19 protein-coding genes are annotated in these 21,815 nt (G+C 68.9%); 5 read left to right on the top strand and 14 right to left on the bottom strand.

Annotation, left to right across the window (positions count from 1 at the left end; translation table 11 throughout):
- Positions 1–8: 8 nt before the first annotated feature.
- From JVH1_RS19665 to JVH1_RS19645, 5 genes are read right to left on the bottom strand one after another with little or no spacing between them, the layout of a single operon-like run.
- Positions 9–872: a biotin-dependent carboxyltransferase family protein gene (locus JVH1_RS19665; protein WP_009476472.1), complete on the bottom strand. Its 864-nt coding sequence runs from the start codon at positions 870–872 to the stop codon at positions 9–11.
- Positions 869–1,519, bottom strand: a complete 651-nt coding sequence (locus tag JVH1_RS19660) for an allophanate hydrolase subunit 1 (protein ID WP_009476473.1) — start codon at positions 1,517–1,519, stop codon at positions 869–871. Before JVH1_RS19660 ends, JVH1_RS19665 begins: the two co-directional genes overlap by 4 nt.
- On the bottom strand, positions 1,516–2,271 hold the full coding sequence (locus JVH1_RS19655; RefSeq protein WP_009476474.1) for a LamB/YcsF family protein: 756 nt from the start codon (positions 2,269–2,271) through the stop codon (positions 1,516–1,518). The genes JVH1_RS19660 and JVH1_RS19655 overlap by 4 nt, the downstream gene beginning before the upstream one ends.
- Positions 2,261–3,049, bottom strand: coding sequence for a putative hydro-lyase (locus JVH1_RS19650; protein ID WP_009476475.1), 789 nt, complete (start codon positions 3,047–3,049; stop codon positions 2,261–2,263). Before JVH1_RS19650 ends, JVH1_RS19655 begins: the two co-directional genes overlap by 11 nt.
- Positions 3,042–4,310, bottom strand: a complete 1,269-nt coding sequence (locus JVH1_RS19645) for an MFS transporter (RefSeq protein WP_009476476.1) — start codon at positions 4,308–4,310, stop codon at positions 3,042–3,044. The genes JVH1_RS19650 and JVH1_RS19645 overlap by 8 nt, the downstream gene beginning before the upstream one ends.
- 169 nt (positions 4,311–4,479) lie before the next feature.
- Here JVH1_RS19645 and JVH1_RS19640 point away from each other — a divergent pair, with 169 nt between their 5' ends.
- Positions 4,480–5,193: a GntR family transcriptional regulator gene (locus JVH1_RS19640; protein ID WP_016884833.1), complete on the top strand. Its 714-nt coding sequence runs from the start codon at positions 4,480–4,482 to the stop codon at positions 5,191–5,193.
- Here JVH1_RS19640 and JVH1_RS19635 read toward each other — a convergent pair.
- Positions 5,129–5,905 (bottom strand): FadR/GntR family transcriptional regulator, encoded by a 777-nt coding sequence (locus JVH1_RS19635; protein WP_009476478.1) that lies wholly within the window; start codon positions 5,903–5,905, stop codon positions 5,129–5,131. The two genes, JVH1_RS19640 and JVH1_RS19635, sit on opposite strands and share 65 nt — an antisense overlap.
- A 79-nt stretch (positions 5,906–5,984) precedes the next feature.
- Here JVH1_RS19635 and JVH1_RS19630 point away from each other — a divergent pair, with 79 nt between their 5' ends.
- Genes JVH1_RS19630 through JVH1_RS19620 form a run of 3 tightly spaced genes read left to right on the top strand, consistent with a single transcriptional unit; the run spans position 5,985 to position 8,826 of the window.
- Positions 5,985–6,740, top strand: coding sequence for a (Fe-S)-binding protein (locus JVH1_RS19630; protein ID WP_009476479.1), 756 nt, complete (start codon positions 5,985–5,987; stop codon positions 6,738–6,740).
- Positions 6,737–8,218: a LutB/LldF family L-lactate oxidation iron-sulfur protein gene (locus tag JVH1_RS19625; protein ID WP_009476480.1), complete on the top strand. Its 1,482-nt coding sequence runs from the start codon at positions 6,737–6,739 to the stop codon at positions 8,216–8,218. Before JVH1_RS19630 ends, JVH1_RS19625 begins: the two co-directional genes overlap by 4 nt.
- Complete coding sequence (locus JVH1_RS19620) at positions 8,215–8,826, top strand: lactate utilization protein C (RefSeq protein WP_043780151.1); 612 nt, start codon at positions 8,215–8,217, stop codon at positions 8,824–8,826. Before JVH1_RS19625 ends, JVH1_RS19620 begins: the two co-directional genes overlap by 4 nt.
- A 43-nt stretch (positions 8,827–8,869) precedes the next feature.
- Here the strand turns inward: JVH1_RS19620 and JVH1_RS19615 are convergent, their stop codons facing one another.
- Complete coding sequence (locus JVH1_RS19615) at positions 8,870–9,691, bottom strand: alpha/beta hydrolase (RefSeq protein WP_043780152.1); 822 nt, start codon at positions 9,689–9,691, stop codon at positions 8,870–8,872.
- Complete coding sequence (locus JVH1_RS19610; RefSeq protein ID WP_009476483.1) at positions 9,688–10,704, bottom strand: PHP domain-containing protein; 1,017 nt, start codon at positions 10,702–10,704, stop codon at positions 9,688–9,690. The genes JVH1_RS19615 and JVH1_RS19610 overlap by 4 nt, the downstream gene beginning before the upstream one ends.
- A gap of 157 nt (positions 10,705–10,861) precedes the next feature.
- Here JVH1_RS19610 and JVH1_RS19605 point away from each other — a divergent pair, with 157 nt between their 5' ends.
- Positions 10,862–12,931: a PhoX family phosphatase gene (locus tag JVH1_RS19605; RefSeq protein WP_043780197.1), complete on the top strand. Its 2,070-nt coding sequence runs from the start codon at positions 10,862–10,864 to the stop codon at positions 12,929–12,931.
- Between the two features lie 42 nt (positions 12,932–12,973).
- Here JVH1_RS19605 and JVH1_RS19600 read toward each other — a convergent pair whose 3' ends face one another.
- From JVH1_RS19600 to JVH1_RS19575, 6 genes are all read right to left on the bottom strand, one after another.
- Positions 12,974–13,786, bottom strand: coding sequence for an NmrA family NAD(P)-binding protein (locus JVH1_RS19600; RefSeq protein WP_009476485.1), 813 nt, complete (start codon positions 13,784–13,786; stop codon positions 12,974–12,976).
- Between the two features lie 4 nt (positions 13,787–13,790).
- Positions 13,791–15,740 (bottom strand): hydantoinase B/oxoprolinase family protein, encoded by a 1,950-nt coding sequence (locus JVH1_RS19595; RefSeq protein ID WP_009476486.1) that lies wholly within the window; start codon positions 15,738–15,740, stop codon positions 13,791–13,793.
- Entirely contained in the window at positions 15,737–17,839 is a 2,103-nt protein-coding gene (locus tag JVH1_RS19590) for a hydantoinase/oxoprolinase family protein (RefSeq protein ID WP_009476487.1), read from the bottom strand. The genes JVH1_RS19595 and JVH1_RS19590 overlap by 4 nt, the downstream gene beginning before the upstream one ends.
- Before the next feature lie 181 nt (positions 17,840–18,020).
- Positions 18,021–18,677: a carbon monoxide dehydrogenase subunit G gene (locus tag JVH1_RS19585; RefSeq protein ID WP_009476488.1), complete on the bottom strand. Its 657-nt coding sequence runs from the start codon at positions 18,675–18,677 to the stop codon at positions 18,021–18,023.
- Positions 18,674–21,172, bottom strand: a complete 2,499-nt coding sequence (cutA, locus tag JVH1_RS19580; RefSeq protein ID WP_009476489.1) for an aerobic carbon-monoxide dehydrogenase large subunit — start codon at positions 21,170–21,172, stop codon at positions 18,674–18,676. Before cutA ends, JVH1_RS19585 begins: the two co-directional genes overlap by 4 nt.
- A complete protein-coding gene (locus tag JVH1_RS19575) occupies positions 21,169–21,813 on the bottom strand; it encodes a (2Fe-2S)-binding protein (RefSeq protein ID WP_009476490.1) in 645 nt (214 codons plus the stop codon). The genes cutA and JVH1_RS19575 overlap by 4 nt, the downstream gene beginning before the upstream one ends.
- Between the last annotated feature and the right edge of the window lie 2 nt (positions 21,814–21,815).

Here is a 21,815-nt window from a genome sequence, read left to right as displayed (position 1 = left end):
GAAGCCGATCACGCAGTGGTGAAGCGAATCAGTTGACCTGGTCGAGCCTGGGCGATCCGGTCTATGTCCTCGTCCGCGACGACGCCGATGACGGGATAACCGCCCGAGATGGGATGGTCCGCGAGGAAGACGACGGGCTGCCCGCTCGGCGGAACCTGGATGGAGCCGAGCGCGACACCTTCGGTCGGGAGTTCGGCCTCGGACGTCCGCACCAGTGCCGGCGCGTCGCCGTGCCGGTTCAGGCGCGCCCCGATGCGGTCGGTGTCCGGGGAGACGGCCCACACCCCTGTGGTCAATGCTTCGGGGTTGGTGAACCAGTCGTCGCGGGGGCCGCCGACGACCCGCACCGACAGCGTTCCCGCCTCCATCGGGGGGACGGGTGCGACGTCGACGTTCGGGAAGCTCGTCGCCGCGGTGCCGACGAGTAGAACGTCGTTGGGTTTCAACGCTTCCGGGCCGATTCCGGAGAGGGTGTCGGTGCTGCGGGAGCCGAGCACGTCCGGCACTGCGACGCCACCTCGGATGCCGACGTAGCTGCGCAGGCCGACCTGCGCGTACTGCAGGCGCAGCGTCTGCCCCGGTTGCATCACGACGACGCTCGCGTGGCCCATCGGGATTCCGTCGAGCAGCGCCGTCGCGGGTGCACCGGTGACGGCGACGATGGTCACGTCCCGTGTGCGGAGGGCGAGGCCGCCCATCAACACCTCGATGCACGCGCTGTTCTCGTCGTTCCCGACCAGCCGATTGGCCAGCTTCGCGGATCCGCGGTCGGCGGCGCCGGACACGCCCACACCCGAACTCAGGTAGCCGGGGCGGCCGAGGTCCTGGATCAGGCTGAGCGGACCCGTTTCGAGTACTTCGAGTTCACTCACAGTGTTTCCTCGTCGACGAATCGGACGCGCTGCCCCGGCTGCAGCAGCGCCGGAGGGTTCGCGTCGAGGTTCCACATCGGGGAGTCCGTGGTTCCGATGATCTGCCATCCGCCGGGTGAGGTCCGGGGATACACCGCACCGTAGCCACCGGCGAGGGCCACGGACCCGGCGGGCACCACGGTCCGGGACTGCGCCCGCCGTGGCACGGTGAGCCGGTCGTCGCCGCAACTCAGGTAGGCGAAACCCGGTGCGAATCCAATGAACACGCAGCGCCAGGTGGCCGCGGTGTGCGCCGCGATCACGTCCTCGCGGCTCAACCGCAGATGGTCGGCGACGTCGGCGAGATCGGCGCCGTCGTAGCGGACCGGGATGGTGACCGGCTCGGAATCGGTTGCGCGGCTGTCCTCGTGCACCTCGAGGTCGACGGTCATCGTCCGCAGCGCGCGGCGCACCTCGTCGAGGTCGGTGCGCGGAGTCGTGGTCACGAGCACCGTCCGCGCCGCGGGGAGCACGTCCTCCACACCGGGAACCGGGGTGCGGCGGAGGCGTTCGGTCAGCGACACCACGAAGGGTTCCGACTCCAGTTCGACGAGGAGGGCCCGGTTGCCCGCCGGAAGGATCCGGGTGCCGGCGCTCGGGGTGGTCATGCGAAGGACCCGAGCGTGACGTCGGCACTCTCCAGGGCGTGCCGGACCTGGCGTGCCGTGCGTACGGACCCCGGCGAATCACCGTGGACGCAGATGCTGCGCACCGACACCGCGACGTCGTCGCCGTTCATCGACTCCACCGTTCCGCTCGACACCATGCGCACGGCCTGGGCGGCGGCGACATCGGGATCGTCGATGACGGCGCCGGTCACCGAGCGCGGGGTCAACGTGCCCGCGGCGGTGTAGCGGCGGTCGGCGAAACCCTCGGCGACGAACTCGATGCCGTGGGTTTCCGCCGCACGCTGCAACTGCGAGCCGGGTGGGCCCATCAGCGCGAGCGGTTCGGCGAACCGGCCGATGGCCGACGCGATCGCCTCGGCCCGCTCGTAGTCGAGTGCGGCGGAATTGTAGAGCGCACCATGCGGTTTGACGTACGACACGCGAGATCCGGCGGCACGCGCGAACCCGGCGAGCGCGCCGATCTGGTACAGCGTCTCGTCGCACAGGTCCGCCGGCGACACCGCGAGTTCCCGGCGGCCGAATCCGGCCAGATCCCGGAAACCCACGTGCGCACCGATCGCGACGTTGCGCACGGCCGCGCCCTCGCAGGCCCGGCGGATGATCATCGGATCCCCCGCGTGAAACCCGCACGCGATGTTCGCGCTGGTGACGATGTCGAGGAGGGCCTCGTCGTCCGCCAGGGTCCACTGCCCGAAGCCCTCACCGAGGTCGCAGTTCAGATCAACGCGCATCGGGAACCTCCAGCACGTACTCGCTGTCCGGGATGTCGGTGATCAGCATGTATCCGGGCGCATGGGTGATCGCGAACGGCAGCCGGGACGCCATCACCGCCGCCTGCGGGGTGACCCCGCAGGCCCAGAACACCGGCACGTCGCCGGGCTCGAAGTTCACCGGATCGCCGAAGTCGGGGGCCGCGACGTCGGCGATGCCGAGTTCCGCGGGATCGCCGATGTGCACGGGTCCACCGTGGACGGCGGGCATCCGCGCCGAGATCGCCGCCGCGAGCGACACCTGATGTTCGGGAACGGGCCGCATCGACACCACCATCGGTCCGCTCATCCGGCCCGCGGGCCTGCATTCACGGTTGGTCACGAACATCGGGACGTTGCTGCCCTGCTCGACGTGCCGCAGCGGGACCCCGGCGGCGGCCACCGGGTGCTCGAACGTGAAGCTGCATCCGATGTGGAACGCCACGAGGTCGTCCCGCCACAGCCCCGACACGTCCGCGGTCTCGTCGGCCAGTTCACCGTCCTTCCACACGCGGTACAGCGGCAGGTCGGTGGTGATGTCGGCGCCGGGGGCAAGCACCGTCTCGCGGGAGCCGACGTCGCCGACGTCGAGGACAGGGCACGGCTTGGGGTTGCGCTGCGTGAACAGCAGAACGTCGTAGGCCCAGTCCTGCGGAACGGCGATGAGGTTCGTCTGCGCGAATCCGGGCGCCAGACCGGCGGTCGGGGTGACACGTCCCGAACGGAACGCGGAGCGGAGGTCGGCCGGTGAGTCAGTCAAGTTGGATCCCGCGGGTCTCGGGGAGGAAGAACAGGGCGAAGACGGCGATGGCGTACCCGAGCGCACCGAAGATCATCGCGCCGCCGATACCCAGCTGGGTGGCCGCCAGGAAACCGACGACCGCGGGGAACACGGCACCGACCGCGCGGCCGAAGTTGTAGGTGAAGCCCTGACCCGTGCCGCGGGACTGCGTCGGGTACAGCTCGGACAGGAACGATCCGAATCCGCTGAAGATCGCCGACGTGCAGAAGCCGAGGGGGAAGCCCAGGATCAGGATCAACGTGTTCGCACCCTCGGGCACCTGGGTGTAGCCGACCATGAAGATCGCCGACAGGAACGCGAACAGCTGCATGGTCCGCTTGCGGCCCAGCTTGTCGGTGAGGATGCCGCCGCTGACGTAACCGAGGAACGCACCCGAGATCAGGACGGCGAGGTACCCGCCGGTGCCGACGACGTCGAGTCCGCGCGAGGTCTTCAGGAATGTGGGCAGCCAGGACGCCAGCGTGTAGTAGCCGCCCTGCACACCGGTGGCGAGCAGCGACGCGAGCACGGTGGTGCGGAACAGTCCGCCGCGGAAGATCGCGGCGAACGAGCCCGTCTGCTTGCCCGCGGACTCGCGGCGCTCCGTGACGACCTCGGGGTCCTTCAGATTCCGGCGAACCCAGATGATGAGGAAGGCGGGCAGCACACCGGTGAAGAACAGCACGCGCCACGCGACGTCGGGGTCGAACAGCTGGAAGACGACGGTGTAGACGATCACCGCCAGCGCCCAGCCGACTGCCCACGCGCTTTGGACGAAGGCCACGGCCCGGCCCCGGTACTCGGCCCGGGCGTACTCGGCCACGAGAATCGCACCCGCCGCCCACTCGCCGCCGAAGCCGAGGCCCTGGAAGGCGCGGAAGACGAGCAGCGTCTCGAAGTTCTGCGCGAAGCCGCACAGCACCGTGAAGATCGTGTACGTCGCGACGGTGACCTGCAGGGTGCGGACCCGGCCGATCTTGTCGACGAGGATGCCGGCGAGGGCACCGCCTAGCGCGGACACCACCAGCGTCACCGTCGTCAGCAGGCCTGCCTGACCGGTGGTGAGGCCGAAGTAGGCGGCGATGGCCGCGAGGCCGAGCGGGAGGACCTGGAAGTCGTAGGAATCCAGTCCGTACCCGCCGAACGCCCCGATGAAGGCTCTCTTTCCCTTCGGCCCGAGGGTGCGGAACCAGTCGAAGGGGCGCGCCTGCGCGACCTCGGTCTGTGTATCTGTGGTCATGGCACCTCGCCTGAAGAAGGGATGTAACTGCCGGAAGAAACGGTGTAACTCCCATCACGGTACAAATCGTTCAACGATCCTGCAATACCCTGAGAGGATCGTTTAACATGGAAGACATCGCGGAACCGAGCTCACAACTATGATTGCGGTCGAGATCGAAACCTGAGGAGTGGACTTGACCAGCTCGAATGCCCTTCGCGGCGATGCGCATTCCCGCCTGGCCGCTCACCGCGGCCTGCTCGAACGCACCAGCAGGACCACCCGGGTCGCCGGCATTCTGCGGGACGCGATCATCGACGGAACGTTCCGACCAGGCGCGCGACTGTCCGAACCCGACATCTGCGCCGCCCTCGACGTCTCCCGCAACACCGTGCGCGAGGCCTTCCAGATCCTCATCGAAGACCGGCTCGTCGCGCACGAACTCAACCGCGGCGTCTTCGTCCGCGTGCCCACCGCCGAGGACATCACCGAGCTGTACATCTGCCGGCGCGTCGTCGAATGCGCCGGTGTCAACGGATTCGATCCCGCCACCGGCGACCTGTCGCGCGTCGCCGAGGCCCTCGACCTGGCCGACGAACGGTACGCCGTCGAAGACTGGACCGGAGTCGGCACCGCCGACATCCACTTCCACAGCGCCCTCGCCAGCCTCAACAACAGCAATCGCATCGACGAACTGATGCGCAGCGTGTGGAACGAGGCGCGGCTCGTCTTCCACGTCATGGACGACGCCCACCGATTCCACGGCCCGTACCTCACCCGCAATCACGAGATCTACGACGCCCTGGCGGCCGGCAACACCGAAGCCGCAGGTCAGCTACTCAAGACCTACCTCGAAGACGCCGAGGCGCAGATCCTGGGGGCGTACCGCCCCGTGAGCGGTTGACGAGTCCAGAGACTCCTCGAGCACGCACGGGCGCGAAGCGCCCGTAGAAGCCCTCGATGTGCTCCCGCACCAGGCCGGCGGCCTCGGCGCCGTGCCCGTCGCGGAGGGCGGCGACGATGCCGCGGTGCTCGCAGCGGAGGTGGGTCGCGACGGCAGGCCAGTCGTCGAGGAGCGGAACGGCCTGCATGACGTAGCCGTGAATGGAGTCGCGGAGCGAGACCATCATCGCCTCGACGAGGACGTTGCCCGCGAGTCCGGCCATCGCGACGTGCAGGTCGGCGTCGAGCCGGTGGAACGCCTCGGGTGAGAGGTCCTCGTCGTCCATCGCGTCGAGCAGTGTGTCGATGGCCGAGAAGTCGAGGTCGGGGGCCTGTCCGGCGGCTTCCTGCACCGCCCACGACTCGAGCAGTGTGCGCGTCTGGACGACGTCGTGGATGGGCAGCGTGCGCGTCGCCATGTGCAGTCGGATGGCTGCGCCGATGGACGCGGCCGGGTCGGCGGCCACGATCGCGCCCGCGTCCGGTCCGGACCCGACGGCCGTGCGGACGATGCCCATGGCCTCGAGCACGCGCATGGCCTCGCGGACGGACGACCGTCCGACCCCCAGCTCCTCCGCGAGTGCGCGCTCGGCGGGCAGACGACCGCCGACGGTGAGTTTGCCTGCCGCCAGATCCTGCTCGATGCGATGCAGGACGACCTCGTGTGTGCGCACGACGAAAGTTTACCTGGTGTGGTCTGACCACAGTGCGCTACTGTGGTCAGACCACAGCCCAGCCCGGTTGGAGTACCCGATGAGAATCGCCCTGTTCGCCACGTGCCTGGCGGATGCCCTGTTCCCCGAATCCGTCACCTCGACGGTCCGCCTGCTCGAGCGGCTCGGCCACGAGGTCGTGTTCCCGCCGAAGCAGACGTGCTGCGGGCAGATGCACGTCAACACCGGCTACCAGGCCGAAGCGCTCCCACTCGTCCGTCACCACGTGGAAGCGTTCGAGAGCGGACCGTCCTGGGACGTCGCGGTCGCGCCGTCCGGGTCCTGCGTCGGATCCGTCCGGCACCAGCACGCGATGGTCGCCCGCCGGTACGGGGACGAATCACTCGCGACGCGCGCCGAGGAGGTCGCGTCCCGGACCTACGAACTGTCGGAACTGCTCGTCGACGTCCTCGGCGTCACCGACGTCGGCGCCTACTACCCGCACCGGGTGACGTACCACCCGACATGCCACTCGCTGCGGATGCTGCGCGTCGCCGACAAACCGCTGCAACTGCTTCGCGCGGTGCGGGGGATGACGCTGATCGAACTCCCCGCGGCCGAATCCTGTTGCGGCTTCGGCGGAACGTTCGCGCTGAAGAACTCCGAGACGTCGACCGCGATGCTCGCCGACAAGATGGGCAACGTCCTGAGCACGGGCGCCGAGGTGTGCAGCGCCGGCGACTCGTCCTGCCTGATGCACATCGGCGGCGGACTGTCCCGGCTGCGCAGCGGGGTCCGCACCGTCCACCTCGCCGAGATCCTGGCGAGCACCGAGAAGATCGGGAGCAACGCATGACCACGTTCCTCGGCTCGCCCACCTTCCATGCGGGCACCGGAAACATCCGGGGCACAGAATCTTTCCCCGACGCGGCGCGGAAATCACTCGCCGACACCCAACTGCGCGCCAATCTCGGCGCGGCCACCACCACCATCCGCAACAAGCGCATCGCCGCGGTCGCCGAGGTCGACGACTGGGAGGAACTGCGGCAGGCGGGGAGCGCCCTCAAGGCGGACGTGATGGCGCGGCTCCCCGAATTGCTCGTGCAGTTCGAGGAGAACGTCACCGCCCGCGGCGGCACCGTCCACTGGGCACGCGACTCGGAGGAGGCGAACCGGATCATCACCGACCTCGTGCAGGCCACCGGCTCCGACGAGGTCGTGAAGGTCAAGTCGATGGCCACCCAGGAGACGGGCCTCAACGAGCACCTCGAGGCGAACGGGATCGCGGCGATCGAAACCGACCTCGCCGAACTCATCGTCCAACTCGGCGAAGACAAGCCGAGCCACATCCTCGTTCCCGCCATCCACCGCAACCGCGCCGAGATCCGTGAGATCTTCCTGAAATCGATGCCGGGCATCGACAAGGACATCACCGACGACCCCCGGGCGCTGGCGATGGCCGCGCGGGCACACCTTCGGCGGAAGTTCCTCTCCGCGAAGGTGGCAGTCAGCGGCGCGAACTTCGGGGTCGCGGAAACCGGGACTCTCGCGGTGGTGGAGTCGGAGGGCAACGGGCGGATGTGCCTCACCCTCCCCGACACCCTCATCACCCTCATGGGCATCGAGAAACTGGTCCCGACGTTCACCGACCTCGAGGTGTTCATGCAACTGCTGCCGCGGTCGTCCACCGCCGAGCGGATGAACCCGTACACCTCCATGTGGACCGGGGTGCATCCCGGCGACGGCCCGCAGGACTTCCACGTCGTCCTCCTCGACAACGGTCGCACCAACGTGCTGGCCGACGAGGTCGGGCGGTCGGCACTCCACTGCATCCGCTGCAGCGCCTGCCTGAACGTGTGCCCCGTCTACGAGCGGGCAGGCGGACACGCGTACGGGTCGGTGTATCCGGGCCCGATCGGCGCGATCCTCAGCCCGCAACTCACCGGGACCACCGGCCACGACGACCCGAACGCGTCGCTGCCGTTCGCCTCGACGCTGTGCGGCGCCTGCTTCGACGCCTGCCCGGTACGCATCGACATCCCCAGCATTCTCGTGCACCTGCGCGCGGAGCAGGTCGACTCCGAGCGGCACGGGCTTCCCGGCGGCCAGGACCTCGCGATGAAGGCCGCCGGCTTCGTGATGGGGTCGGAGAAGCGCTTCGCCGCCGCCGAGACGGCGTCCAAGATCGGCCGGGTGCTGGGCGGAAAGAAGGGACGCATCACGTCGCTGCCGTACCCGGGGTCCAAGTGGACCGCGAGCCGCGACCTCCCCTCCCCGCCGAAGGAAACCTTCCGACAATGGTGGGCCCGCACTCACGAGGACACGACACGATGACCGCACGCGAAGAGATCCTGTCCCGGATCCGGTCGGCGCTCGCCGACGCACCCGCCCCCGAAACCGTTCCCCGCGACTACCACCGCCTGCCCGCGTCGGGCCCCGGGGACGTCGAGTTCTTCGCCCACACCGTCGACGACTACCGCGCGCAGGTCCATCGCGCCGACGAGAGCACGGTCGCCGAGGTCGTCACCGGGCTGATCGCGGACGGCGGGCGCGCCGTCGTCCCGCCGGACCTGCCGCTGTCGTGGCGGCCGCGACGTGACGTCGTCGTCGACGGGGCACCCGCCGAACTGTCGACGCTCGAACTCGACGCGCTCGACGTGGTCGTCACCGGTTGCACCCTCGGGATCGCCGCCACCGGGACGATCGTGCTCGACGGCGGCACCGGCCAGGGGCGGCGGGCACTGACCCTGGTCCCGGATCACCACATCTGCATCGTGCGCACCGATCAGATCGTCGACACCGTGCCGCAGGCCTTCCAGACCCTCGACGCGACCAAGCCGCTGACGTTCATCAGCGGCCCCAGCGCCACCAGCGACATCGAACTCAACCGCGTCGAGGGCGTCCACGGTCCCCGGACGCTGGACGTCGTCATAGTGCGCTGACGCGCCTGTGCGTGGCTTACGAGTCCAGAGACTCGTCAACCACTCACGGGGCGCGGAGCGCCCTCGCGGCCAGATCGGCGGTGGCGCGGACGATCTCCGCGCCCCCGAACATCACGTCGTCGTTGTGCCCCGCCCCTTGCAGCACGACGGTTTCGACGGGACCGCGCGTCGCATCCGCCACGCGTGCGCTCTGGTCCGGGGGGACGACGCTGTCGGCGGTGCCGTAGACCACGGTGGTCGGCACATCGATGCGTGCGACGTACTCCGCGACGGGGAATCGGTCGCGCAGCAGCAGCCGGACCGGCAGGAACGGGTAGTGCCGGGCGCCGACGGACGCGAGGTCGACGAACGGCGACCGAAGCAACAGGCCCGCAGGCGGATGCTCGGTGGCGAGTTCGGTGACGACGCCGGTGCCGAGGCTTTCCCCGAAGTAGAGCAGCCGCTCCGGCGGCACGCGACGTTCGTCGACGAGGTACCGGTGGGCCGCTCGGACGTCGAGTGCCAGCCCGTCCTCGCCGGGGTGGCCGGGGTTGCCGCCGTACCCGCGGTAGTCGAAGAGCAGTGTGGCGAAACCGGCGGCGGCGAGGTCCGACGCCAGCAGCGCGCGGTCGGCCCTGTTGCCGGCGTTCCCGGCGGCCACGAGGACGGTCATGCGCGGGTCCCCGCTCGCGGGTGGGACGTACCAGGCACCGAGTTCGAGGCCGTCCGACGTGGTCAGCGTGATGTCCTCGGCCCCGGCGATCAGTCGGTCGGCAGGCGGCACCGGCGAGGTGTCGGGGTAGTAGATCAGTCGCCGCTGCAACACCCACACCGCGGCGACCAGCAGAGCGAACACTGCGAGCGCAACGATGCCGACGCGGATCATTGCCGGATCGGTGTTCCCGCCCACTCCAGCAATTCGGCCACGGGCAGGGTGTTGATCACGTCCGACGGCTCGACTCCGCGTTCGGCGGCGCGCTCGCAGGCGTAGCCCTGCCAGGCGAGCTGACCGGTGGTGTGCGCGTCGGTGTCGATGGAGAACTTGCACCCGCTGTTCAGTGCGAGGTCGATCAGGCGTCCCGGCGGGTCGCGGCGCTCGGGGCGGGAGTTGATCTCGACCGCGGTGCCGTACTCACGGCACGCCTCGAACACCCGTTCCGCGTCGAACTTCGATTCGGGCCGCGGTCCCCGCGCACCCTCGACGAGCCGGCCGGTGCAGTGCCCGAGCACGTCGACGTGCGGGGACTTCACGGCCTGCAGCATCCGCTTGGTCGTCGTCGCACGGTCGGTGTCCAGGTGCGAGTGCACGCTGGCCACCACGATGTCCAGGTCGGCGAGCAGGTCCTCGTCCTGGTCGAGGGAGCCGTCGTCGAGGATGTCGACCTCGATGCCGGTGAGCACGCGGAACGGCGCGAGTTCCGCGTTCAGTTCGGCGACGACGCTCAGCTGGGAGAGCAGTTGCTCCGACGACATCCCGTTCGCGACCGTCAGCCGCGGCGAGTGATCGGTGATCGCGCAGTACTCGTGGCCCAGGGCGGCCGCGCGGCGCATCATCTCCCGGATCGGGCACCGGCCGTCCGACCAGTCGGAATGGGTGTGCAGGTCGCCGCGGAGGGCGTCGAGCAGTTCGGTCCCGCCGAGGCCGATCGGCTCGGCCGCATTGCGCAGGTACATCAGATACAGCGGCACCGACTCGGCGCACTCACGGATGATCGCGGCGGCCTCGGACCCGATGTCGGGTGGCGACACCCAGCCGCGCTCCTCCAGGTCGGCCAGTTCGTCCTCGTCCGCGTACGTCAGCACGTCGGCCGCCCGCCGGAATGCGGCGATCCTCGGTGCCTCGTCACGCGAGCGCTCGAGCCAGAACGCAATTTCCCGCAGCGCTTCGACGGGGTCCATCTTTCAATGGTGCACGGCTGCCGGGCTGCTGGCTAGAAGCAATTTCTGCCAGAACTTAGGGTCACCTCGTTGTCCGCATGTTCACACGCACGTTCCCTTCGTCTCGCTTACGACTTCTACGGTGCCGGAGTTGTCCACATTCGAATCGGGAGCCACGGTGAGTTTGAAACCCCTCGCACTGTTCGTCAATCACGACGGCGTGTCTTCGCGCGCATCCGTCACCTGTCAGTACAAGTGCGGAAACGCGTGCTCCCACGACGTGCCCAACACCTCGTACGGCGAATACTTCCGTGACATCGCCCGTACCGCCCTGTCGCGGCGCGGGATGCTGCGCGGGACCGGGATGGCCGTCCTCGCCGTCGGCGCGGGCAGTGCGCTGGTGGCCTGCTCGGACGACTCCGGCAACGGAAGCGTCTCCGGTTCGGACGGTTCGGACGGTTCCGCACCAGCCGGAACGAACTTCGACGCCGTCGCCCCCAACACCGAGGACGCCCTCGTCGTCCCCGACGGGTACGAGCAGGCCGTGGTGATCCGCTGGGGCGACCCGGTGCTGCCCGGGGCTCCCGCGTTCGACTTCGACAACCAGACCGCCCAGGCGCAGGCGCAGCAGTTCGGGTTCAACAACGACTTCGCCGGACTCCTGCCGGTCGAGGGGCAGCCGAACGCCTTCCTGCTGGTGGTCAACCACGAGTACACCACCGAGCCGTTCATGTTCACGGGCTACGACGCCGAGAACCCGTCGCCGGAGCAGTTCCAGACCGCGCTCGCCGCCCACGGGCTGTCCGTGGTGCAGGTGAAGGGCGAATCCGCCTCCGGCGCGCTCACTCCCGAGTTCGGACCGTACAACCGGCGCATCACGGCGACGACGGAATTCGTCGTCACCGGCCCTGCCGCGGGCAGCGACTTCCTGAAGACGTCCGCGGACCCGACGGGCACGAAGGTGCTCGGCACGCTGAACAACTGTTCGGGTGGCGTCACCCCGTGGGGCACGGTGCTGTCGGGGGAGGAGAACTTCAACCAGTACTTCGCGAACGCCGAACTGGTCACCGACCCCGCCGTCGCCGCACGGCTGAAGCGGTACGGCGTGGAAGGTGCTGCGTCCGAACGCAAGTGGGAACGGTTCGACAAGCGTTTCGACCTCGCCCAGGAGCCGAACGAGGTGAACCGCTTCGGCTACGTCGTCGAGGTCGATCCGTGGGACGCGACGTCCGCACCCGTCAAGCACACGGCACTGGGCCGGTTCAAGCACGAGGCCGCCACCATCCACGTCACCGAGGACGGCACCGTCGTGGCGTACAGCGGTGACGACGAACGATTCGACTACATGTACAAGTTCGTCTCCAGCCGCAAGGTGATGGACGGCAGGAGCCAGGCCGCATTGCGCCACAACATGACGCTGCTGGACGCGGGCACCCTGTACGTCGCAAAGTTCAGCGGCAACTCGGCGGACGAAATCGACGGGTCGGGCACGCTGCCGTCGAGCGGCACGTTCGACGGCACCGGCGAGTGGATCCCGCTGCTGCGCACCGGCGAGGACGGCCGGGGCGAGTCGCTCGTGGACGGCATGAGCGCCGAGGAGGTGGCGGTGTTCACCCGTCAGGCCGGCGACAAGGTGGGTGCCACCAAGATGGACCGTCCCGAGGACTTCGAACCCAGCCCGACGACCGGCAAGGTGTACGTGGCACTGACCAACAACACCAAGCGCGGCGTCGACGGCGCGGCGGCCGCCGACGAGGCCAACCCGCGGAACAACAACAAGAACGGCCAGGTCCTCGAACTCACCGACGACCACGCCGGCACCGCGTTCACGTGGAACCTGCTGCTCGTGTGCGGTGACCCGACGGAGGCCGACACCTACTTCGGCGGCTTCGACAAGGCGAGCGTCAGCCCGATTTCCTGCCCCGACAACCTGGCGTTCGATCCGCACGGCAACCTGTGGATCTCCACCGACGGCAACGCGCTGAAGTCCAACGACGGCCTGTTCAGCGTCGTCCTCGAGGGCCCGAACCGCGGGGAGACCAAGCAGTTCCTCACCGTGCCCAAGGGCGCCGAGACGTGCGGTCCGATCGTCGGCGAGCAGCGGGTCACGGTGTGCGTGCAGCACCCGGGTGAACTGGACGACGCCAGCGCCGACAACCCGGCGTCGCACTGGCCCGACGGCGGCGACGCGCAGCCGCGTCCCGCCGTCGTGGCGGTGTGGAAGTCGGGCGGCCGGATCGGCGTCTGACCCCAGGTGAGTGGCAAAGTGTGCCCCGGCACGCTTCGCCACTCACATGGCGGGGGTGGGCGGACGCCCGAGCAGCGACTCGAACATCGCGCCGCCCGCGAGGAACCCGTACCGGTCGTAGAACTCGAACATCGCGGACAACCGGGCGCGACCGTCGTCCGTCAGGTCCCGCCCGTGCCGCGACATCCACTCGTCGACGGACACCTGCTTCACCGACACCGGGCCACCCGCCCGGTCGCACAGGTCCCGCACGCTGAGGGCCTCCGGGCCGCCGAGTTCGTAGGTGGCGCCGTGGTGGATGTCCGGGCCCTCCACCAGCACTCGCGCGCCCACCTCGGCGACGTCCGCGAGTGCGACGAACGAGAACGCCGCCTCGGGGCTGTAGGGCAGTTCGACGGTCGTCGCCGTGCCCGCCAGCACCGCCCCGAAATTCTCGGCGTAGGCGCACGGCTGCAGGACCGTCCACCGGAGCCCGCCGAACGTCCGGAGTTCGTCCTCGCACCGCGCCTTGTCGACGTGGTGGGGCATGAGCGGGGTGTACGGCCAGGCCACGGAGTGGTAGACGAGGTGATCGACGCCCACTGACGCTGCGGCGCGCATCGTGTTCCGCAGCAGCGCCGGCTCGTCGGGGTGCACGTTGGGGGCGATGAAGTACACGCCCCGGCAACCCGACAGCGCCTTGTCCAGTCCCGCACCCGTTTCGAGGTCGACGGCGAAATCACCGGCACGCCGGGCGGTGTGCACCACCCGGCGTACGTCGTCGAGTCCCTCGAGCGCCGCCACGACGGCGGCTCCGGTCTTCCCCGCGGCGCCGATGACGGCGATCTCGGCGCCGCGGGAGAGTGACTCGGTCATCGGATCACCGGTCGATGAAGTCGAACTCGGCGAACTTCGCTCCGCCGGACAGACGTTCGTAGCCGGGACCGCGGTCGAAGAAGGGCTCGTCGAGGCCGCGGTCCGCGCGCAGCTGCTCACGCAGGGCCTCGGTGGCGTCGATGTCCGCGACCGGTTCCCCGGTCGACGACGCCAGCACCACACCGTAGTCGACGCGTGCACCCTCCGCGGACACCTTGCCCCACAGCACGTCCCGGACGACTTCCTCGATCGGACGGTCGAGCGGGTCGCCCCAGCCGCCGCCACCGGTGGTGCGGATGCGCACCACTTCACCGGCCTTGATCGGTTCGGCGTCGGTCAGCGCGTCGAACTCGCGCTCGTTCGGTCCGCCGGGGTCGAGGACCACCGAGAAGGGGCGTCCGGCCTTGCCGCCCTTGACTCCCCAGCAGGAGAGGATCGACCGGTCGGCGATGGACATGAAGTTCGCGTCCTTGAGCATCCGGATGTGCTTCTCGTAGCCGAGGCCGCCGCGGTAGCGTCCGGCGCCGCCGGAGTCCTTCGCCAGGCCGAGCTTCTCGACGATGAACGGGAACCGGCTCTCGGTGAATTCGGTCGGCAGGTTCCGCGAGTCGGGAACGACGTGGATGGTGTCCTCCCCGTCCGCGTAGTGCCTGCCGCCGGACCCGCCGCCGAGCACCTCCCGCATCAGGTAGGAGTGCCCGTCGAAGTCCTCGCCGTACACCCCCGTGTAGCGGATGGTCTCCTGGTCGGCGGGCATGTTCCCGTCGACGGCTTTCGCGACGACGCCGGCGAGCACGCCGAGCAGTCGCAGGATCACGAACGTCCGGGCGTTGGTGGGCGCCGGGAAGATCGGGGTGATCAGCGTGCCCTTCTCCGGGAACTTCATCTCGATCAACGGCACGACACCCTCGTTGACGTCGAGTTCCGCCATCCGCTCGGGACTGTCGGCGAGGTTGCGCAGGATCGGCGCGAGCCACTTGATGAGGAAGTTGCCGTCGGCGTAGTCACCGCAGTGGTTGATGGGACCCTTGGCCTGCGGGCCCGTGCCGTTGAAGTCGAGGATGAGGCGTTCGCCGCCCTCGTCCTCCGGGCCGGTCTTGGTGAGCGTGATCCGCTGCCGGTGCAGCATGGGCTCGTCGACGCCGTCGTGTTCGGCGTAGTCCTCCCACGTGTACTCGCCCTTCGGGATCTTGCTGAGGATTTCCCGCCGGTACGTCTCGGTGGTCGCGTCCATCATCGCGTCGAAGCAGGCCTCGACGGTGTCGCAGCCGTACCGCTCGAACAGCTCGGTGAGGCGACGGGCCCCCATGAGGCAGGCCGAGCACTCGGCGTCGAGGTCGGCGGCCAGCGCGTCGGGCATCCGCGAGTTGCGGGTCATGATGCGCAGTGCGGCCTCGTTGGGCACCCCCTGATCCCACAGCTTGATCGGCGGGACCATCAGGCCCTCCTCGTACACCGTGGTCGCGCCCGACGGCATCGATCCCGGGCAGCAGCCGCCGATGTCGTCGTGGTGGCCGAACGCCTGCACGAACGCGACGACGGACGGTTCCTCCTCGCCCGGCCTGGTGGCGAACACCGGGACGGTGACGCAGAGGTCGGGGAGGTGGCCGATGCCGCCTTCGGACAGGTAGACGTCGTTGTGGAAGTAGACGTCGCCGGGCTTCATCGTGTCGAGCGGGAAGTCCCGGGCCACCGGGTGCACCAGCGCCGAATACGAACGGCCCGTGAGCTTCCGGAGGTTTCGGTCGTGGATGCCGGCGCGGAAGTCGTGGGCGTCGCGGATCATCGGGGAGCGGGAGGTCCGCGAGATCGACGTCTCGACCTCCATCTCGACGCTGGCGAGGTAGCCGGCGACGATCTCCACCAGCACCGGGTCGGGGGTCGTGCCGTCGACCGGGGTCAGCCGGTAGGGCTTGACCGCCTGCACTGCAACGGGTTCGGTGGTGACGGTCATCGGTTCGCTCCGTTCGAGTCGGCGATCTTGGTGACGCGGATGTTTCCGAAGGTGTCGATCCGCGCCCGGAAACCGGGGTGCACGGGGATGGTCGAGCTGAATTCCTCGATCACCGCCGGACCCTCGAGGACGTCGCCGGCACCGAGCCGGGCCCGGTCGTAGACCTGGGTGGTGACCCACTCGTCGAAGTACGCCGGACGGGTGCCGGTCACGGCGGACTCCGCTCCGGTCCCTGCCGCGATCTCGTTGAGGGTCGGGCGCTTGATCGGGCCGATGCCGCTGACGCGCAGGTTGACCCACTCGACGTGCTGGTGCGGGTCGCCGCGGAAGTCGTAGCCGTACAGCTCCTTGTGTGCCTGGTGGAACCGGTCCGCGGCGTCGTCCATCAACTCCTGCGTGACGGGACCCTCACCGACGGGCACCCGCACCTCGAAGGCCTGGCCGAGGTAGCGGAGGTCTGCCGAGCGCGCGTACTTGCGCTCGGCCTCGCCGAAGCCCTCGTCGGCGAGTGCGCGCTCCGCCTCCGCGGCGAGCGCGTCCAGCCCCGATTGCAGTTCCTCGATCTTCAGCCGGTCGTGTCTGCAGACGTGGGTCTGCACGTAATCGTTGCGGACGTCGACCGTGAGCAGCCCGAATGCGGACACGTTGCCCGGGTTCAGCGGGACGAGGACGTCCTTGAGACCGAGGATGTCGACCAGCCGGCAGGCGAGCAGCGAACCGGAGCCGCCGAACGTGACCAGGGTGAAGTCGCGGACGTCGAGACCGCGCTTGACCGTGATCTGCCGCAGCGCGTTGGCCTGGTTCCATGCGGACACCTCGAGGATGCCGGTGGCGCACGCCTCGAAGTCGAGCTTCAGCTGGTGGGCGAGCTGCTCGACGCCCTTGCGGGCCAGTTCGGTGTCGAGGGGGATCTCGCCGCCGAGCAGGTGGGGTGGGATGCGGCCGAGCAGCACGTGGGCGTCGGTGATCGTCGGCTCGCTGCCGCCCTTGCCGTAGCAGAGCGGTCCGGGGTCGGCACCCGCCGACTGCGGTCCGACGCGGAGCGTGCCCTCGGGGGTCTGCCAGGCGATGGAGCCGCCGCCGGCGCCGACGGTGACGACGTCGATCATCGGGATCTTCGACGGGTACGCCCCCACCCGACCCTCGGTGGTGAGCGCGGGTTCACCGCGGACCACGACGGTGACGTCGGTCGACGTTCCGCCGCCGTCGCACGTGAGGACCTGTTCGACACCCGCGACACTCGCGATGAGCGCCGCGCCGAGCGCGCCGGCCGCCGGGCCGGACAGCACCGTCGTGATCGGCTGGTGCACGACCTCCTTGGCGGAGAGCACGCCGCCGTTCGACTTCATCACGTAGAACGGTATGTCGCGTGCTTCGCCCTCGTCGGAGGAGAACTCGCGCAGCCGGTTGGCGATGTTGTTCACGTAGTTGCGGATGTTCGGCTTCACGGCCGCATCGACCAGCGTGGTGATGGACCGCTCGTATTCGCGGTACTCGCGCAGCACCTGGCTGGAGATGCTTACCGTGGCCTCGGGGTATTCCTCGAGCAGAAGATCCCGGACGCGGTTCTCGTGGCTGGGGTCGGCGTAGGAGTGCATGAGGCACACGCCGATGGTGCGGATGCCGCGCTGGGCGAAGAACCGGGCGGCCTCGCGGACGTCGTCCTCGACGAGGGGGCGGATCTCGCTGCCGTCGAACGCGAGCCGGCCGCCGATGGTGCGGACGCGGTCGGCGGGGACGATGCGGTCGGGCTTGACCCAGAAGTAGGAGTTGCCGTAGCCGTCGGGGACGGACTGGCGGGCGATCTCGAGGACGTGCTCGTAACCCTCGGTGGTGATGAATCCGAGGTTCTCGACCTTGCCTTCGAGGAGCTTGTTGGTGGCGACGGTGGTGCCGTGGCTGACGGCGCCGATCGCGTCGCCGGTCTCGCCGAGCTTGGCGAGCACCTTCTCGATTCCGGTGAGGAATCCCTGCGCCGGGTCGGCAGGCGTCGAGGGCGTCTTGGTGGTGACGACGGCTCCGGACTCCTCGTCCACAGCCACGACGTCGGTGAATGTTCCGCCGGTGTCGATACCGACCCGAATCTTTCTGGATTCCACGATTCCTCCTGGGCTCGTCTCTGTAAGGCAATTGCACCGCTTCCGCCGCCCGGTTTCTTTGTCACATATCGCCGAACTCATCGGTCCTCGTTCGGTGCTGCCCGTGCCCGGATGGCCCGGACAGACGACAGCACCCCGAACCGGACGGTTCGGGGTGCTGTGTGACGAGGTGTTCGCGACGCTACTTCGAGCAGGTGCCCCGCACGAGGATGCCGCCGACGAGAACACCGGCGAGGGCGATGCCGGCGCCGAGTGCGGCCGACGCGAGAACGGTTGTCGTGGAAGCACCCTCGGGCGCCCGCACCCGCGCGGCGGCTGCCGCGGGAGCCGGGGCCGCCTCCGCGACACCGGCGACCGCCGGTGCCTCGCCGGCCGCCGCGGCGACCTCGGCCGCCGGGATGCCGTTGGCGATCACGCCGTCGATGCCCTTGAAGAACACCCCGGCCATCTTCTTCGCGACGCCGGTGATCATCCGCTGCCCGACGCCGCCGACCATGCCTCCGACGGCGGCGTCCGCGTCGTAACTGAGCAGGGTGCCGCCATCGCGTTCCTCGAGCCGCACCGTCACGTCGGCCTTGACGGTGCCGGGAGCGCCCGCACCCGACGCCGTCATCACGAACGACTCGGGCCGATTCTGCTGCGACAGAATCACTTCGCCGTCATAGGTGCCCTTGATTGACGCGACACCCGCGGTGATGGACAACTTGTAATGGTTGTCGCTGAGTTGCTCGAGGGACTGCACCCCGGGGATGGTCGCCGCGAGGACCCGTCCGTCCTGCAGGTTGTCGTACACGGCCTCCGGTGGGGCCGTCAGTAGGGCGGTGCCGGCGATTCTCATTCGTTCTCCTTGCTCTGTGACGACGCGTGTGCGAGGCGAAGCTCGAACAACTCTGAAGGGGATATCGGCATGGAGGCGATCGGGATGCCTTCGGCGTCCTCGATCGCTGCCGCGATGACGGCGGACGTCGGGATCACGCCCGCCTCGCCTGCGCCCTTCATCCCGAGGGGATTGAGACCGGACGGGGTGACGGTGTGGTCCATCTCGAGCGAGTCGGGCATCTCGGTGACGAACGGCATCAGGAAATCCATGTACGACGCGTTGAGCATCTGGCCGTGCTCGTCGTAGACGATCTTCTCGTACAGCGCGCCGCCGACACCCTGCGCGACGGCGCCCATGACCTGGCCCTCGACGATCCGCGGGTTGATGACGTTGCCGCAGTCGTGGATCACGGCGTACCGCCGCACGTGGATCTCCGCCGTCACCGGATCGGTTTCGACGATCGCCGCGTGCACACCGGACGCGAACGTCGACGTCGGGGGCGAGTAGTAGCCGGTGGCCTCGAGCCCGGGTTGTTCACCCTCCCGGACCGGCGGAATCGTCATGTCCGTATCGGCTTTCGCGAATCCGGTGGCCTGCCGCGACGCGTCGTCGAACGCGTAGCGCAGCGGATTCGACAGCACGGCGACCACACCCAGCGAGATGGACGTGCCCTCGACGCCGGGCAGCGTGCCGATCTTGCACACGTGCCCACCGCGAAGTTCCAGTTCGGCGGGGTCGAGGTTCAGCGCCTCACCGGCGATCGTGCGGGCCTTCTCCGCCACCATCTGCGCGGCCACGTGGAACGCCGAACCGGACATCACGGCGCCGCGGGACGCGAACGTGCCGACGGCATAACCGAATCGACGGGTGTCGCCGGTGACGATCTCCACGTCGGTGACCGGCACGCCGAGGTCGTCCGCGACGATCTGCGCGAACGCCGTCTGGTGGCCCTGCCCCTGGGTGGTCAGACCCGTTGCGGCCTTGACCTTCCCGGACGTCTCGACGAGGACGTGGGCGCCCTCGTACGGGCCCGGTCCGGTGCCTTCCACGTAGGCGCCGATCCCGATGCCCACGGCCCGGCCTTCGGCCTTCGCCTGTTTCTTGTACTCGGCGAACCCGTCCCAGTCGATGAGCTTCTTGAGCTTGTCGATCCCGGCCTGGTAGTCGCCGGTGTCGTAGATCAGCGGGCGGCCGTCCTGGAAGGTGAGGTGGAAGTCGTACGGCATTTCCTCGGGCCGGATGAAGTTGTGTTCGCGAACCTCGATGACGTCCTTGCCGAGGTATTTCGCGATCGCGTCCATCGCCCGTTCCATCGCGAACACGGCCTGCGGTCGGCCGGCGCCGCGGTAGGGCGTGACGATGACGGTGTTCGTGTAGAGCGAGTACGCGTCCACCCGGAACGATTTCGGCTTGTACGGCCCGAGCACCTGCGTCGACGTGTTCAGCATGACGATGATGCCGTACGGCAGGTAGGCGCCGTTGTCGTGCCAGAACGTGAAGTCGAACGCGAGGAGTGTGCCGTCGTCGTCGAATCCGACCGTCACCTCCTGGATCTGGCCGCGCTCGTGCGCGCTCGACACGAAATGCTCGCGCCGGTCCTCGACCCATTTGACCTCGCTCGAGATGCCCGCCGTCCCGAGCCGCCGCGCTGCCCAGGTGACCATGACCTCCTCCGGCCACGGGTGGACGATCTTGACGCCGAATCCGCCACCGACATCGGGCGCGATGCAGTGGACCTTGTTGTGCGCCATCTTCAGTCGTGCCGCGATCGCGGCGCGAGCCGACGTCGATGTCTGCGTGGACGTCCAGAACGTGAGCGCCTGCTCGTCGGTGTCCCAGCGCGCGTAGACGCCCTTGCCCTCCATCGGCATCGACGCCGACCGCTCGATCTCGAGGTTCAGCGTCAGCCGGTGCGGCGCATTCGCCAGTTCCGCGTCCACGTCGCCGAATCCGTGCTGCAGGTGCGCCGCGACGTTGTCGGGGACGTCCGCGTGCACCGCGTTGTCCGCCTGCCGCGCCACGTCGATACCCACGACCGGTGGGAGCATCTCGTACGTGACGTCGATCTTGGCGCACGCGTCCTCGGCGACGTACCGGTTGTCGGCGACCACCATCGCGATCGCCTCGCCGACATGATTCACCTCGTCCTTGGCGAGCGGATACCCGTTGCGCGGGGCGGTGATCGCCGGATGCGGGATCAGGAGGGGGAGATTCTCCGCCATCTCCGGGGAGTCGTCCACGAGGTCGTCGTACGTGTAGATCGCGTGCACACCGGGCAGGTCGAGCGCGGCATCGATGTCGATCCCCGTGATGCGGGCATGCGCGTGCGGTGACCGGACGAACGCGGCGATGAGCGCGTTGTGACCCAGATCGTCGAGGTAGCGGCCGTTGCCGGACAGGAGCCGGGCGTCCTCCGTGCGGGGAATCGGCTTGCCGAACAACTTCTCCGACGCGGCGGGCGCGTCGGCACCCGTGGTGGGCGCGGGCTCGGTGCGGGGTTTCGTGACGCTCATGCTCGCCCTGCCCTTCCACCGACCGGGTTGGTCGTGCCGCGGACCTTCGGATCGAGTGAGGCCCGTGACGACTCGTCGTCCTCGCCGAGCGGGAACTCGCCCGAACGCTCGCGCTTGATCTCCGCGGCGCGCAGCACTGCCGCCCTGATGTTCTGATATCCGGTGCACCGGCAGAGGTTGCCCGCGATCGCGTCGGTGGCCTCCTCGCGGGTGGGCGAGTCGTTCTCCTCGAGGAACGCTGCGATGGTGGTCACGAAGCCGGGAGTGCAGAATCCGCACTGCAGGCCGTGGCAGTCGATGAACGCCTGCTGCACCGGATGCAGGGTGCCGTCGGGTTCGACGAGACCCTCGACGGTGGTGACCTCCCGGCCCTCGAGGCTCGCCGCGAGCACCAGGCACGACCGCACGGGTTTGCCGTCGAGCAGCACGGTGCATGCGCCGCAGACCCCGTGCTCGCAGCCGACGTGTGTCCCCGTCTGGCGCAGATGGTGCCGGATCGCGTCGGACGCGAGGGTGCGCGACGGCAGCACCACCGTCTGCGTCACCGCGTTGAGCGTGAACGTCACCGCGACGTGCTGTTCACCCGTCTCCTCCTGCAGTCCGGCAAGTTGTTCGTCGATGCTGTGCGTTGCCTTTGCCATGG

The sequence above is a fragment of the Rhodococcus sp. JVH1 genome (assembly GCF_000280725.2).
GTDB lineage: Bacteria > Actinomycetota > Actinomycetes > Mycobacteriales > Mycobacteriaceae > Rhodococcus_F > Rhodococcus_F jostii_A.
This window is presented reverse-complemented; position numbering and strand designations above follow the sequence as displayed.